Source organism: Streptomyces sp. ADMS (genome assembly GCF_033441795.1).
Taxonomy (GTDB): Bacteria; Actinomycetota; Actinomycetes; order Streptomycetales; family Streptomycetaceae; genus Streptomyces.
In genome coordinates this window covers 1-16,480 of the sequence record NZ_JAVFVX010000023.1, presented here as the reverse complement: position 1 = coordinate 16,480, position 16,480 = coordinate 1, and the positions used below count along the sequence as shown (strand labels likewise).

At 72.4% G+C, this 16,480-nt stretch carries 1 protein-coding gene; it reads left to right on the top strand.

Translation table 11 applies throughout. The features are described from left to right. The coding region (locus tag RB628_RS12935; RefSeq protein WP_318320570.1) for a lonely Cys domain-containing protein at positions 1-16,480 on the top strand (16,480 nt) is incomplete at both ends.

Genomic DNA, 16,480 nt, shown 5'->3' with positions numbered 1-16,480 from the left:
ACGTCAGCGACGTCAGCGACGTCAGCGACGTCAGCGACGTCAGCGACGTCAGCGATGTCAGCGACACCAGCGACTTCAGCGACGTCAGCGATGTCTCGTCCGTCACGGACTACGACGTCGACGAGTACGGGCCGCAGGGCGTGTTGGCCAACGGGGGCACCGGCGTGTACCCCGGCGGGGCGACCGGACCGGGGGTGAGTGCCGGTGGCAAGCCGGCGTACTCCTACGGCTCCTCGAACGCCGAGGGGGAGGACAGCACCCCGCTGCCCGGCGTCGACGAGAGCGCTCTGCCGGTGGCGGAAACGCCGAGCGGCGAGTCCGTCTTCTCCACGCTCAACCCGTCGCGGACCACGGTCCCCGGATACGACCCGACGGCCGAGTCCCTGCCGCAACTGCCCGCCACCGTGGGCTCCAACGCCCCCATGCCGGCGTACACCCCGGCGGCCGGCTCCGGCTACCAGGAACCCGACAGCCTCCTCACCGGTGACGAGGACCTCGTCCTTCCGGAGGAGGAGTTGTCGGACGTGGAGGCCGGTCCGTCCGCCGTGCACCAGCAGACCGTGCCGGATGCCGCACTCGACACGGACGTGAGCACCAGCCCGCAGACCACGACCGACCACCGGTCGCCGGACACCACCGCGCCGGCGAAGGCGCAACCGACCACGGCCGACGTCGACCGAGCCGGCCAGGCGGACGACCTCATGGCGGAGCAGGAGCAGGATTCGCAGTCGCAGTCGCAGCTGGAGTCGCCCGACACCGCCGCGGCCCCGTCCGGCTCTGCCGCTCTCCGCCCCGAGGCGGGCGCTCACCTCCCCGCCCCTGCCTCGGGCACCACGCCCGAGCGCGGACCGGCGGACCTGGCGGCGAGCTCCTACACCACTGACCGGTCGGACGAGTCGGCCGCACCGACACCGCTCCCGACCCCCGCCGTCACCTCCGCCGTGACGCCTGCTGTCACCTCCGCCGTGACGCCCGCCGTACCACCCGCCCCCCCGCCGGCCACCACGTCTGCCGGTACGACCGTCGGTGCTTCCCGTCCCGGAGATCCGCAGGCCGCCGGACAGCAGCAACGGCCGCCGGCCATCACCGGAGGGATCGACGGCCCCGCCGAGTCAGGGCTGCCGTCCTCCCCCGAAACCGGTACCCCCTCGCCCGAGGAGCCCGGACGGCACACGACGGGGTCGCGTGCCGTGTCCGACACCCCGGAACCTTCTCCGTCCCCGTCGCGGGAAGACGTGCCGGCGTACCGATCAGTGCGGACCGAGTCCGACGGGATGCCGGCGATCCCCCCGACGGGCGACACAGGGATCCCCCGGCCGCAGGACGCGTCGGCGGATTCCGGACCCGTGCCGGCGCCGTCGGAATCCGAGCAGCACGCTCCCCCGGCGTCGTCCGCATCGCAGCCCGTCGGAGAGACGGGCCCCCCGGCGGGTCCGCGGCTGCGGCCGGGGCCCGGACGTCGTGCCGAGGTTCGCCAGGCGCCCCGGGCGGAGGCACACTCCGCGGACGTGCCCGAGGAGTCGGCCACGTCGGGCTGGGGCATGCCGAGCGACAACCAGCTCCGGTTCCAGGCGTTCGCGGACCAGCGCGAGCTGGTCATCGACGTGCGGCCGACCAACGTGGACTCGGTGAAGTGGCTGACCCTGGGTGCCCTTCCGAAGCCCGTGGAAATCAAGGCGAAGACCATCAACGCCCTGGACGTCCGCCTCGGCGCCCAGGAGGAGAACCGAGGACTGGTCGGCTTCTTCGAACCGTGGCTGCCCGAGGGCGTGTCCACCGACGACCCGGTTCGGGCGCGCTATGAGCAGCGGCTGAAGGAGTACCGGTCGCTGCGGGGTCAGATGGACGAGCTGAGCCGGGCGGGCCGGTACCGGACGGTCGACGGTGTGGTCCACGCCGTCACCGGCGACGGCACCCGCAGGCCGCTCACCGGCGACCACGACATCTTCCGGATCAGCAGGCCCGACGGCACCTCCGTACCGAGGGAGCAGTACGAGGCGCTCATCGAGGAGATGAAGACCTCCGGCATGGGCGTCATGCACGGGGCGCTCCTGGAGTGGGTTCCGCAGGACGCCTTCGGCCAGGAGATCTACGACACCCTCAGCGCGGCCCACCGGGTGGACGGCGGGGAGTCGTTGCTCCGGTTCGTCCCTCACCGGCAGTCCTCGACCGTCGCCTACTCGGATTCGGAGTCCGACGTGACGCCGGTCGCGCCGCGCACTGCGTCGATGGACGAGAACCTCGCAACGCCCCACGGAGACGAGCGGACGCTGGACGGCACGTCCGGCAAGGGCAAGGCGCGGGCCCTGGACGGCGCGCTGAGCCGCGATCCGCACAGCGTTCCGGAGACCGACATCGAGCTGGCGGGTGAGGACTGGGCGAACGCCCTGAGCGCCTACACCCATGCCGTCCACCTGGCGGAGACACTGAGCAGTCGGGTGAGGTCCGGGACCGGGAGCAGTACCGACACCTCCGCGCTCACGGAGGCCCGGGCCCGTGTCGACCAGGCGTACGGGCAACTGGCCGGCGCCCTGGCTCGGTTGCGGGACCTGGGCGTCGACCCGTTCATGCGGGGGCCGGGGGGGCGCGCGACGGCGGTGCCCGTGATCCGTCGCGACGACGCCCAACGCCGGTGGATCGCCTCGCACATCACGGCTGAGGACGTGCCGGCGGATTCGTCGAGCGACGATCTGGACGGCGTTGTCACCGTGGAGGAACTGCGGGCCGCGGGCATGTGGCCGCTCTCCGGGCCGCAAGCCGAGGACGCGCTTCGCGAAGGCCGGCTACCGATACGGGCGTTGGAACCGGTCGACCAGATGCGCGCCCTGATGGTGCGGCCCGGCCCCTGGCCGGAACTGCTCGACGAAGCGGCGGCGAACGCGTCGCGGCGGATGTGGCAGTCCGCGTACGCGGAATTCAAGGGCGCGGCGCAGGCCGCCCGGACGGGAACGACGCCGACCGAGCAGGACGTCGAACAGGCATGGGACAAGGCTGCCTTCCTGGTGCTTCCGCTCGTCCTTGATCCGCTGTTCGCGGACTCCCGGCACGCAGGCAGCGGCTACCGGGACGCGGTGCGGCAGGTCGCCGATCATCTGCTGGCGCACGGGCCCCACGCGCCGTCGGGGGTGCAACTGGCCGCACGACTGCGGCATGGCCTCGGGCTGCCGGCTCGGGGACGCGGTGGCGCCGTCGGCGTGGAGGTGGAGGACCGGCATGTGATCCGCCTTCTGATCAAGGGGTCCCATACGGAGTTCGAGACGGCGTCCCACGCCAAGTCCGGCATGACGCTGGCCCACGGCCAAGGTCTCAGGGTCGTCCTCGACGGCGGGAAGTACTGGCGCGACCCCGTCACGGACAAGCTTCATGAGACCAAGCCTCCGGTGGCCCCGGGGCAGCCGGAGCCCGTCAGCGAGGAGCACTACATTGCCGAGGTCGTGGTCGACCCCATGGCCGCGCTCCCCGGAGAGCGGCGGATGGCCCCGGAGGAGGGCCTGGCCCGGTTGGAGTGGACCCGAGCCAAACTGAGGCTCACCGACGAGCGTTCGGCCCCGATCCGGCTCACCGATCTCCTGACGGAGGCCGAGGGCTGGCGGCCCACCGAACTCGGCGAACAAGCCGTGGTCTTCCCCTCTCCCGCGGGTGCGGACCATCCAGCGGGCACGCAGCCCACCGTGGGTGTCCCCGTCCTGGGTCTCACGGCGCTCCAGGACGTGGCCGGGGAACGGTTGAAAGATCGCGTACTCGGGCCGCTGCTCGCGGCGGGGCGGCACGTCGGACAGCGGATCGCCACGGAGTTCGTGCGCGCCGGGATCGGCGACCCGAGCGTGCCGGAGGAGATGCTGCCCTTCCTCGCGGTCATCCCGGACGTCGACGAGGTCTGGGGGTACACATGGCTCGCCTTCAACCATGTTGCCGCGAGGCCCGGCGCCGCGATGGTCTTCAACCAGATGACCAAGAATCTGCTGCCCGTGGCGTCCCGGGATCCGTTCGGCCGCGTCCTGCCGGCCCTGCGGCCTCGTACCTCCCGGAGGTACCTCGACACGGCGTACGCCCAGATCACCGAGACGTACCAGGCCGCACTGAAAGACGTCCTGGAGCAGTACCGGCTGTTGCTTCGCCGGCCTCCGATCTTTGACGGGTTCTTCGACGTCACGGCCGGCGACGTGCCGACCCCCCGCGAACATCTGGTCTCCACACTGAGCGGGCGCACCTCCCAGGGGAAGACCGTCGGTCAGTACGAGTCGGTCGGCATGGCGGACGCGGAGTACCAGGACCTGGACACCGACGACGGCCGACTGGCGATTCCGTTGCTCCTGGCGGAGCTGCGGAGCTACGGGTTCGGCACTCGCATGATGACCGCCGAGGAGATACGGCGAGCCGTCGCCGAGCTCTCCGCGGTCAGCCGGGACGCCTACCAGCGAGCCCTGACGCAGTCGGTGCCGCTCTCCTCGGGTGTCCTTCGCGAATCCATCGGGCGCATTCTGCGTCAGCCGGTGGTGCAGGCGATCGCTCCCTTCCTGCACCGAGTGGTGAGGAACGGCCTGCCGCAGGCCGGCGGCAAGCCCCTCCATCTGGTAACTCCACGCCGCGGTCAAGCCATCGCGGGCGCGCTGGGCGCCTACGCCCTGGGCACCCCGATGCCCGCCGACCATCCCGCACACCAGAGTCTGCGGGAACTCCTCGACGCGGTGTCGAGCCACCTGGCCAACGTGCCCCCGGAGCAGCAGCTGCGGGTCCAGCAGCTCATCGAGACCGCGCGCGGCGCCCTCTCCGTACTCGCCGACCCCGCGCACACGCCCCCCGCGCTGGTCTGGAACGCCGAGATCATCGCGCTGGACGGGACGCCGGTGCCGGTGGACCAGGTGTGGACGGTGAAACACACCGACCCACAGGGGAAGCCGGTGGGCGTGTCCTCCCGCCCTGCCGAGGACTGGCAGGACGGGCGCCAGAACACCTATGGGCTGCTGCCCGGGGTGAAGGGGTTCACCCAGGTGCGGCGGGCGGCCGGGCCGCAGGGCCCGGGCCGGGCGCCGGTGGTGGAGGAGAGCCCCGCACAGCGGCTGCCGTTCGACAAGGCGTATCTCGTCGGTCTCCGCGGCAACGGCACGGCCGCCGGACTGGCCACGCAGACCGACGTCAAGGCCGTTGACTACGAGGGGATCGTCGACTTCCTCTTCTCCGCCGACGCCAACCTGATCACGCTGCCGGCGGACACGGCGGTGGTCGTCATGGGCGCCGACATCGCGGGCGAGCCGCCGCACGATCCGCTGGAGGCGCCCTCCGCCGGTCAGCTCCTGTCCAACAGCTGGTCCCGGTGGGTCTGGGCCACCCGCAGCGGCGAGGAACCGGCTGTCGCCGACGCCGACCCGGCGACCGGCCGCGAACCGCGTTTCCAGCTGGGGGAGTTCGACTGGTGGGCGGGGTTCCGTCCCGAGCCCACGACCGCGGAGCTGGACGCGCTGGCGGAGCGGATCACGGGCGATCGGAGCCGTGGCGCGGATGTGCTGCGCTGGGTGCGAGCCGTCCGCCTGGCCTACGGGCCGATGCTGGAGAACGACACGGCGGCGTTCGAGTCGCTGCTGCACGGCTTCCGGGCGCTGGACCAGTGGCGGTCGGCCCAGGGTGACCAGCAGCCGCTGACCTGGAGCGGCTTGCGGACCGTGATAGGCGCGTACTACACGCAGTCCGGCCAGCCGCGGCCGGAGCCGGCACAAGCCCTGCCGGTCGTCCTGTCCTACATCGCGTCCATGCAGGGGATCGAGCTGGGGCTGCCCTGGTCCGCGTTGGTCGCCCAGTACGACAGCCCGCGTCTCGGGGCCGGCCCGACGGGTGGTACGCCGACGTCGAGCCTCCCCCAGTCGGCCGCCGCGCCACCCCCCGCTCATCCGGGCGACGCGTACCGGTTCTCCTCCGGCACCTCGACCGCGTACGAACCGAACGGGGCGTTCGGGACGTCGCCCGTTCCACCGCTCGCCGATGACGTGAAGCTGGACGTTGGACGCCGGTTCAGCGCCCTCATGCGGGAGATCGGCCACCCCGTCGTCCTCGCGGGCGGGGTCCGGGGCAGGGTGCAGTTCGAGAACCCGCGCCCCCTCGGCACCCTGGAGTTCCATCTCCCCGCAGAGGCCGGCCGGTTCGCAGATGTCGTCAACCGGGCCATCGCCCAGCGGTTCCCCGGGGTGTCGCCGAACGCCCTGCGCGTGAGCGCGGATGGACGCTCGCTGACCGGTGTGGTTCAGGGCACGGAGATCAGCATCGGCACCGCCCCACACGCCATTGCCGACACCACCGAGACCGACGGCTTCACCGTCCCCTCCGCCACCGGGTCGCTGGCGGACACCGCGTACACGCTGGCCCTGGCCACCGATGAGCAGCAGCGTGCGAGGGACCTGTTCGACCTGCTGTGGGGGCTGTCGCAGGCCCCGGTCGACGACGCGCTTCCGGCCGCCCGGCTGGAGGCCCTGCGCGGGGATGCCTACCGTGCCGCACGTCCCTCCGGAGCCGCCCCCACTCTGACGGTCCGGCTCAGCGAGCTCCTGGACGGGGTCGCACGGAACGACGACGCCCGGTCGCAGCACCAGACGAAGTGGCTGGCCCTCGGCGCGGTACCGAACGACGTGAGGTGGCTGAACGACGAACTCACCACTCTCGCCGACGCTTTGCGCGCCTCCGACGCGGTGGCCGCCGACCCGGTCCGGCAGTTGGCGTCGCGTCTGCCGGGCATGTCCCAGGCGGACCGGACCCGGGAACTGGCGCTGTTGTCGTCTGCCGAGCGTGAGCGGCTGGCGTCCGACCCGGTCCTGGTGGACGCGCTCCAGAGGCTGCCTGTCGAGGAGTTCGCCAAGACGGCGGCCCAGCTGATGGTGCAGATACCGCCCGGGGTGGACCAGCCGATGTCGGCCAAGCGCGCGGTGCAGACGCAGATCGCGCAGATGCTGCACGACCCGGTCGTCACGGCGAAGCTGCTGAAGGAGGGCGCTCGCGCGATCGTGGTGCCCAAGAGTGAGGCGATGACCTCGCTGGATCCGTTCCGTGACCTGGCGGGGCGGACCAGGTCGGACGGCCGGTCGTGGGACGAGGTGCGCGGTGTCGGCCGGCGCACGGCGGGAGTGACGGAGGAGAACCTCCTCGGCGAGTTCACCTCGGTCCCGGGGGCCCGGCCCGCCTACTCGGACGGGTACTCCACGACCCATCACGAGTTCGCGCACACGATCCACCAGTACGGGCTGAGCGAGGCGGACCAGCAGCGCATCCATGACGTGTACCAGGCGACTCTGGACGAGTACGGCGCGTTGTGGCCCGATGGACCGTTGTACGGCATGGACGGTGAGGGGCGCCGTACCGGGGCCAACTATTCGAGCCGGCACGAGCTGGAGTTCTTCGCCCAGCTCACCAACGTCTACTTCCGGGTGAACCACGGGAAGGACCCGTACACAGGGGAGAGGCGGCAGAACGGCGGACCGGACTGGGTCCGCAGGCACTTCCCGGAGCTGTTCCCGCTGATGGGGCAGTTGTATGGCACCGGTCAGCAGAAAACGGACGCGGTCACGGACGCGGTCACGGACGCGGTCACGGACGTAGGGACGGACGCGGGGACGGACGCGGGGACGGTCAACCCGGTCGACGCCACCCAGGCGGAGAACGAGGCGTATGAGGGTTTCCGGGCGCTGTGGGACGGGGCGGAGGGCACCCATGTGCCCCAGCCCCACACTCCCGCCCCCACGCCCGCGCCCCCTGTACGCCCGGCCGGCGATGTCACGGACGCTCCCGCGCCGCCTCCGGACACGGCCGGTATGACGTCCGCGAAGTGGAACGAGCTGGCCGCCGTCCTCGGCACGGCTTTCGGGCCGAACGCCGCCGCGCAGCCGACGTTCCCGCAGATGGTGAACTCGCTCGCGGTGCTGGACGCGGCGCGCACGGGTGATCGGCGTTTCGGCTCCGGCGGGATCGATCTGGAGGGGATCGCGCGGCGGGTGCTGCACCTGGACCCGTCTTCTCCGGTGACTCCCCAGCAGTACTTCGCCCTGCTGTCGGTGGCGGCCAGTGCGGCGCGGCGCGACCGGGCCGGGAGCCTCGCGGCGGTGGCGGCGTATCAGCTGCAGGTGGTGGGAGCGGTAGCGGCTCCGACGGCACTGTCCGGTTCCGACGGCCGGTTCATGGGGCGGAACTGGACGGGACGCCCCGGTCTGAACCTGGTCACCGACAAGGTGGGCACGGAGACCTCGTCGGGGATCGTGCCGTCGGACGCGCCGTGGGACGGGCCGGTCCATGTGATCGTGGCGGAACGGGTGGACGCTGACCTGCTGGGGGTGCGCGACGGCCACGGGAATCCGGTGGAGGTGGACGAGGAGGAGTTCGCGGAGCTGGTGGCGCACGACCCGGAGCGGCCCGCGGGTGTCCCGGTGCTGCTGGTGGTGAAGGACACGGGTGAGGCGTTGGCGCGGCTGGTGGCGGACCGGTCCGCGGCGCAGACGTGGTTCACCGACGGTGACCTCCGGTTGCAGCCGCTGGGCGACGGCCGGTCGGTGATTGCGCTGGCGGACTCCAGCCCCGGAAAGGTACCGGTGGGGACGTGGATTCCGGCTCCCCCCGGTCTTGTCACCGACGATCCCCAGGCCGTGGTGACGGCGTTCGACGGGAGCACGTTCCCGGACGACGACGTGCATTCGTTCACACTGACGACGGCTGACGGACGGCAGCTGACGGGGCGGGCGTTCCTGAACGAGCTGGACATGGCGATCCGAGAGGCGGATCTTCGCCCCCTGTCGGCGGTGCAGTACTACACCGATCTGTACGAAGGGCTGCCGGGGGTCGACAAGAACCGGGAAAGCGAACTGAGGCCCTTGCCCAGATCCCTGGCCGGTGCCTACATCATCGTCGGACACGGCAACCACGGTCGCGCGGTGCTGCCGAGGCGCAGCACGGGCACGAACCAGGTTGTGGCGCCCAAGCACATCGGCAGGATGCTCGTGCGGCGCAAGAGTCTGCAGCAAATGGCGCCGGAGGCGCCTGTGTGGGCGCTGTGGTGTGAGCTGGCGATGCGGAAAGCGGGCCAGGACCGGCTGGAGCACGCCCCCGCTGCTCAGGAACTGGCGAACGAGACGGGGCGGACGGTGTTCGCCACGGACGCGACGGAGGGGTCGAGCAAGGCCGAGGGGCAGTGGCCGCCGCGGGTGATCAAGTTCGATGACCCGGATCGGCCGGCGTTCCGGTGGTTCGAGCTTCCTCCCGAGCCGAAGGCCGCCGCGCTGACCGCTCTCGCCGACATGGCCCGACTGCCCGCGGACGCGGCACGCAGGACGACCCGGGCCCTGCGGTGGGTGCGGGCCCTGCGGGAGACCCACGGACTGGACATCGACACCAACCCCAGCCGGGTCGCGGAGTTCCAGAACCTGGTCCGGGGCTTCGGTGCGCTGGAGTCGCTGCGGATGAACGCGCCGGGCAACCCGGACACCGGGCCGCTGACCTGGCGGTCGCTGGAACAGATCGTGGGCGACTACGCCCAGGGACAGGGCTGGGACCGCTCGCTGACCGCGAACGCGCTGGAACACGTGCTGTACCAGGCGCAGGTGGGCGGCCTGCCCCAGCAGTCCGTGGTGGTCGCCGACGGCCCCGCGGCGCCGGCTGCTCCGCCCGCGTCCCGCCAGCCCGACGACCCCGCCGAGCTGGGGCGGGACGACATCGACGCCGACGCCCTGGAGCCGGAGGACGACGTGTCCCAGGCCACCGAGGCGGGCCCGAGCGGAACACAGGGTCAGGCGCAGGAGCTGACCGCCGCACCGCAGACCCAGCAGACCTCGCCGCCCGCGTCCCGCCGGCTGTCGGCGTACGCCCTGGCCTACGGCTCCCAGCACGACGGCCACGTCGGCCTCGTCCTGCACGAGCCGACCCCCGCCGCCGTCCTCGACGGGCTGTACGAGCAGGTCATCGACGCACTCGGAGTCGAGGCGGACAGCGACGGCGCTTCCTCCCTGCGGACCCAGCTCCGCGATGTCCTGAGCGCGGAGGAGGTCGAACAGAACCGGCCGTATCTGCGCAGCCGCCAAGGTCACCGGATCACGATCCGGCACGGGGGCCGGGAGCGGACCGTCGACGTACGGCTGGCGCACGGGAACGGCAGGACGTCGACGAAGTACGGCGATAATGCCGTGGCGTTCCCCGACGTCCAGGTGGAGCAGCGCGCCAAGGGAAGCCAGTCGTCCTCCGCCACCGAGGGCTGGGGGAATGTCCGCAACAGCTCCCTCCCGTGGACCTTGATCCGCCTGGCCAACGGTGCGGGGGCGGTGCGCTGGGGAGACGTCACGGTCGCGGTGTCCACGACGCACAACCAGCTGGTCCAGTCCGTCACCGTCGGTGAGTCGCTCGTGATCACGAGCAAGCAGCGGGCCCAGGACCGGGCGTATCCGATGGACTTCGACGGGCTGTGGCAGGTCCAGGTGGACACCCCCCGCGAGCACACCGGCAACTGGTCGCCGGAGCGGTCGCACGGTCCGGTCACGTTGTGGGTCCCCGAACACCGCGCCTTCGACGACGGCACCGACCCGGCGGACCTGCCCGAGCCCGCGGATCCGGATGGCATTCCGCTGTGGGGCGTGGAGAGCGTGGGACAGCCGCGCCGGCTGCTCACCGAACTCGTCGCGGACCCGGGTTTCGGCTCGCTGGCCGAGCTGGACGAGGGCTCGGCGCGGGAGTTGGAGATCTTCCTGGCCGAGGAGATGCTGAGGGGCACCCCGCACCTCCAGACCAGCGGCGGGGTGTACTCGCCGACGCTGATGGACGCGGACGGCAACGCGATCGGCGTGCTCGAGCTCAGGGCGCGCATAGAGCCGGGGCAGCCGACGGCGAAGAGCCCCGACGGCAAGTTCCTGCTGGACACGTGGCTCGCCCATGGCACGAACACGGAGCAGTCGGCGAAGTTCACCAGCGGACTCGGGGCCGAGGGCACCGGCGGGCCGGCGTTCACCACCGACCACGCCCCGGCGCACCCGAACGCGACGGCGTCGTTCGGTGGCAACCTCCTGGGCAAACTGGGTGTGAACTGGCAGGTGAACGAGGGGCTGAGCGCCTCGGGCGGCGCGATGCTGATGCACGGCATCACCACGACGAGCAGCACTCTGCTCACCCCCGGCCGGGTCACGTACGACGTGACGCTGCACCGTGCCGGGGGCGGTGAGATCAGCGGGACGTTCGGGCCGTGGGAGGACGGCCTGCGGCTGCAGATGGCCCAGCGGAGCACACAGGAGGGGCACCGGCCCCGTCCGGACGAGGTGCGGGAGCTGCCCGAGCATCTGGAGAACCTGGAGAGCATCGGGTACTCCGAAACGCCCTTGAAGGTCGAGGGGGCCGATGTGCTCCTCGAACGGGCGAAGGCGTGGTTCCGGCAGGAAGGGTTCCTGCCGCCGGCCGAGCACCAGGAGTCGTCCTTCCCGATCCGGCTGGACGAGCCGCTCCGCCGGGCGCAGTTGGCCAATCTGCGGCAGCTGGGAAAGCTGCGCACCCGGTTCGGCCTGGCCACCTCGATGCCGGAGGCGGTGGACGGCGGGCGCCCCGTCTGGTTCGAGCGGCCGAACGCCGTCAGTGGCACCCGCCGGGTGCAGCTGCGGTTGTCCGCCCTGCGTGACACCACGCGGCCCGCCGAGCACTCCCGGAGGCTGCCTGACGTCCATCAGCTCGGATTCAGCTCGGCCGAGTCCGGTGGCGGGCGGCAGCGCGGTACCGCGCTGGGCGGTGCGTTCGGGGCCGGCGGCGGGTTCAACGTCCCGCTCGCGGACGGCGCCGGAACGCTGAGCACAGGCCCCGACTACACCGGTTCCGGGCAGATCTCCGACACCGTGTCCGTCGGCGGTGTGGTCGGGTTCGAACAGTTCGCCATGTCGACGAAGAACGGCAGCGAGGTCTTCCAGGTGCCGGCCAGGCTCGCCCTGGACCTGTACGAGGACACTGACGACCAGCCCCTCGTCCGCTTCGCCGACCTCGGCACGGAGGACGACACAGAGGAAGACATGGGGGGCAACACGGACGCCGAGGACGGCGCGAACACGGCCGTACCGCTGCGCGACCTGTCCACCGCGCCGCACACCGTGCCCGGCAGCATCTCCCTGCTGGTTCCGCACTACCGCACCCGCCCCCCGAGCGGGAGCCTCGCGCCCGCCGGGCCGCGGCCCGGCGGGCACGTGATCCGTCAGGTGGTCACCGACGGCGGGCCCATGGACGACCACGCGCGCCTCGGCATGGTGGACGCGAACGGCCGCCCGCTCCCCGACATCACCAGGCTGCCGGACCTCGCGATCGTGGACACCTTCCGCGGCACCGCCGCAATTATGGAGGCCCTGGGCCAGATCGTCGCGGGAACCTACCCCGGCCGTCCGGAGCCCGGTGCGCTGACCCGGGCCGTGCGTCGTACCGCCGCCGGTCTCTCCGGCGCGGCCACCGGCGCCGCGGGCCTGATCACCGGTGCCGCGCAGCGGACCGCCGCCGCGGCGAAGAGTGTCGTCCCCGCCCGTTTTGGCGGCGCCCTGAACCGCGCCGCCACCATGGCGAACCTGGTGGGCTCCCCCCTGGCACGGGCGGCACTCCTGCCCTACACCTGGGCGACGGCGTCCTACAAGTGGACGTCGGTGGCCGTGGCCGGCGCGGCGAAGAACGACCCGGGCACGCTCGCGGCCGAGACCCGGCACGCCGGGATCCGGCCGGCTCAGCTTCTCTCCCGGGCGCCACAGATCCTTGGGAGCCGTCATGTGGTGGAGGGCCTGACGCTGCCGGGCATGGCGGCGGACCAGGTCATGACGGTGGAGATCGAGGGCTATCTGCACCACCCCCGGCACCTGGGCTCCGAAGACATGTACTCCGAGCAGGACGTGGGGTCGGCGGGCTCGGCCGGTCAGCAGCGGGGTGTCGGTCTGGTCCGGCAGGGGAACTTCGCGATCACCGGTCTGCAGACGGCCCCGGCGGATTCTGCCGACCTGGTGCATCAGTTCAACCCGAGCGGCCGGTACACCTACTCCCGACGCACCGACGACACCCGTGCGCTGAGCAGCGTCACGAAGATCACTCGCGTCCCCGTCCAGGACGGAATCCACCATCTGATCGGCACGGACGCCACGCTGCTGATAACGGTCAAGTGGGGCCTGCGCAATGTGGCCGGGAACACCGTCGGGCTGGGCGGCTACGCCCCCGTGACGGTGGCGATCGATCTGCCGCGCGCGGTGACGTTCCTGGCGCCGGAGGCGGCGCTGGCCCGTTACGCGCGGTGGTTCCCGGTCCTGGCGGAGGTGTTGTCGCTGACGCTGCCGGAGCTGAGCGTCCCGCTTCCCGACGGGTTCGCCCGCACCCGCCAACTCGGCGTCGCGAGCGTCCTGTCGATCACCCAGCTGGACAGCACGACCCGCCGCGTCGAGCGCCGGGACCGGCTCCGTCAGGAGCTGACCGAACAGGTCGAGAACGAGGCGCCGGGCGCCACCCGGCCGGGACACTCCTCCCATCTCTCCGGTGTGGTACCCGCGATCACCCGCCACAGCGAACCCTCGGCGCTGCGCGCGCTGCCCGGCCTTGGTGAGAACGGCACCCGGTTCGAGTTCCTGCACGTCGCCTACGGCGGTGCACGACTGGTCGAGGTGACCCTCCGCGCGGAACCCCTGATGCAGACCCCGGCGCTGCGCGGCGTACGTGGCCGCCCGGCGGGCAAGGGCAGCGGTCTGGAGCAGGTCCAGTCGCACACCCCGCAGGCGAGCTCGAACACCGCCGCCACCACGTGGACGCACCAGAGCGCGGTCAACCCGATCTCCCGGTATCCGCGTCCCGGCGTCACCGGCAGCACGGACCGCGAAGGCCCGTCCGTCGCGCTGACCAACGTCCGCTCCCGCACGAGGCAGTCCGGCATCACCGCTGAGGACCGCCTGTGGACGCGTACCGACAGCGCCGCCGACTTCGACGACATCGACTACGCCTTCACCGCCTCGGTCCGCTCCCAGCTGATCGCCGAATGGCCCGCGAACATCCCGGGCGGGCTCATCCAGGCCGGGCTGCTGTCCTTCTCCGGCCTGAACGGGGATGTCGCGGACCGGCTGATCGCCGGGGCCCGCCGCCTGCTGCGCGGCCGGCCGGCCAACTCGGTCACGGTGCCGGCCGCCGCGACGCTGCGGTTCGCCGGTTCCGAGGCCGTAGCGCCACGGCAGCACGACGGTCCTCGCCCACCCGCGCTGCTCACCCAGGACCCACTGGCGATGTCACCGCAGCAGGCGCGCGCCCAGGGCACGCCGCCGTTCCCGACGAACTCCCGGCTGGTGCCGACCTGGGCGACCCCCGTCCAGGACTTCAACGCCTTTCCCCAGCTGACCCGGGCCCTGCACACCGTCGCACCGGACCTGACCTCCTCCTGGGGGCTGCCCGCTGACGCCTCCGGGGAGGCGGCCGCCACCCGTCTCGGTGAGCTGATCCAGGCCGGTGACATCAGCGTGGACCTGCCCCGCGCCGCGGCGGGCCTGACGCCGCGGATGCCCGGCAGCTGGCCGCTGGACACCCCCGGAGTGGCGCCCGCTCTGTCGGTGTCGTTGCACAACCCGCGGCCCGTCACGGACACCGGTGACGTCGCCGTGGACCGGGTCCGGACGCACTTCCGTACGGCCTTGTCCTCCTCCTCGGCGGGCAGTTCCTTCTCGCTGGCCCAGCAGGGCACGTACAGCCTCGAGACCGGCAATCTGCAACTGCTGGGCGTGAACGTCCCCCTGGCGGCCCAGCAGCCGCACACCGTGTCCTCCAACACCGGTGTGGCCGGTACCCGGTACGACCGTATGCGGACCGGCCATGCCTCGCAGCCCGCGGACCGGCGCGGCTCCCGCAGCTACGAGACGCTGGTCGACGCGGTGGTCACGGTGGTGGGGCCGGAGGGCACGCGGTACGTCACCGGGACCGCGGCCGTGCGACTGGCGGAACGGGACGTGCTCGGATTCGGCGTCACGCCACCGCGTCCCGACGCCGGGGTCTACGACCTGCCCGCGATGCTCGCCGACCAGGACGCGGAGGATCTGCGGGACTGGACGCGCCACCCGGTCACCGACCTTCCGCGGGTGCTCGCGGACGGCATCGACGGACAGGACTCCTCGGCACAGCTGTGGCTGGCGCTCGGCGCCGACCCCGGCGGGACCCGGCTGGCCCGCGCCCTCTTCACGGCCTCCCGTACCGCCACCCTGTCCGGGAAGCCGGTCGAACTGGTGGTGCGCACCGACGACGGGCTGCGCCACTGGCCGTCCGCCGCCGACGGCACGCTGACAGACGTCACCGGGGCCGACGTCACCGAGGCCACCGCCGACGCGTCGCGGGCGCTGCGTGCCACGGCCGACGCGTACACGGTGGCGGTGGCGGCCGAGCGGCAGGCCGTCATGGACGAGCAGGAGCTCCTGACGGACCGGGGCGAGGCCGAGCGGGCCCTGCGCCGGTCGGAGCAGGCGGTGGTGGACGCCACCGCCGAGTACACGGCGGCGGTGACGGCCCATGAGTCCGTCGTACGGGAGGCCGGGCTCGCCCGGGAGACGGCCGGCATCGCGGTGCGGGAGGCCGAAGCGGAGCTGGCCCGTGCCGAGCAGGCCGTCCGGGACGCGGAGGCGCTGCCGACCGCGGAGCAGGTGCGGCAGGCGCGGCTGGTGTGGACGCAGGCGCAGGCCGACGCGCAGAGCGTCGAGCAGGTGGCCACGGAGAGCGGTCCCCAGTCGGGCCCGGGGGAGGCTCAGGAGCGTGCCGCGACCGCCCACCGGCAGTGGCTCGACCTCCAGCGGCGGCACGAGGGCCGCGCGGCGGCCCTGAGCGACGCGCAGGCCGCGCTCCCCACGGCTCGTACGGCGGTGGACACCGCACGGGTGGGCCGGGAGCAGGTCCGGCTGGAGACCGACCGTGCCGTCGCCGAGGCGCACAGCGAGGAGCAGCGCAGGGCCAGGGTGGTGGCGCGCCGGACGCGGTTCCGCGACGACGACCTGATCCGGCTGAGCGAGATAGAGCAGACGCTGCGGGACACCCGTCAGGAACGGCAGACCCAGGCCCGGGCCCAGGAGGACGCGTGGCGCGGGCTGTCCGGCATGGCGGGCACGCTGGACGCCGCGCGCCGCGCGGCGGGCATCGGTGAGGGAGGGTCCATCCGCGGCTCCCTGGCCTCGACGCCCGCCCGTTGGCCGGGCGACGGCCGGCAACCGACCCGGGCTGTCCCGGCCATCCCGACTACCCCGGTCGGCCCCACGGACCCCGCCGACCCGGACACGCGCCCAGCGACGGAGACGGCCGAACCGCAGCCGACGGCGTCCGGCCCGGCCGACTCGGACGAGCCCTCCCTGTTCTCGCCGTCCCCGTCCCCCGTCCCCTCCGCTCCCTCGTCCACAGCACCCGCTCCCGCTCCCCGGACCACGTCGGGGACTTTCGCCGGCGCGTCCGATCCGTTGTTGTCGGCGCGGACCCTGATGGCGGGTCCGTCGGGTGCGGGGCAGGGGCGGAACTG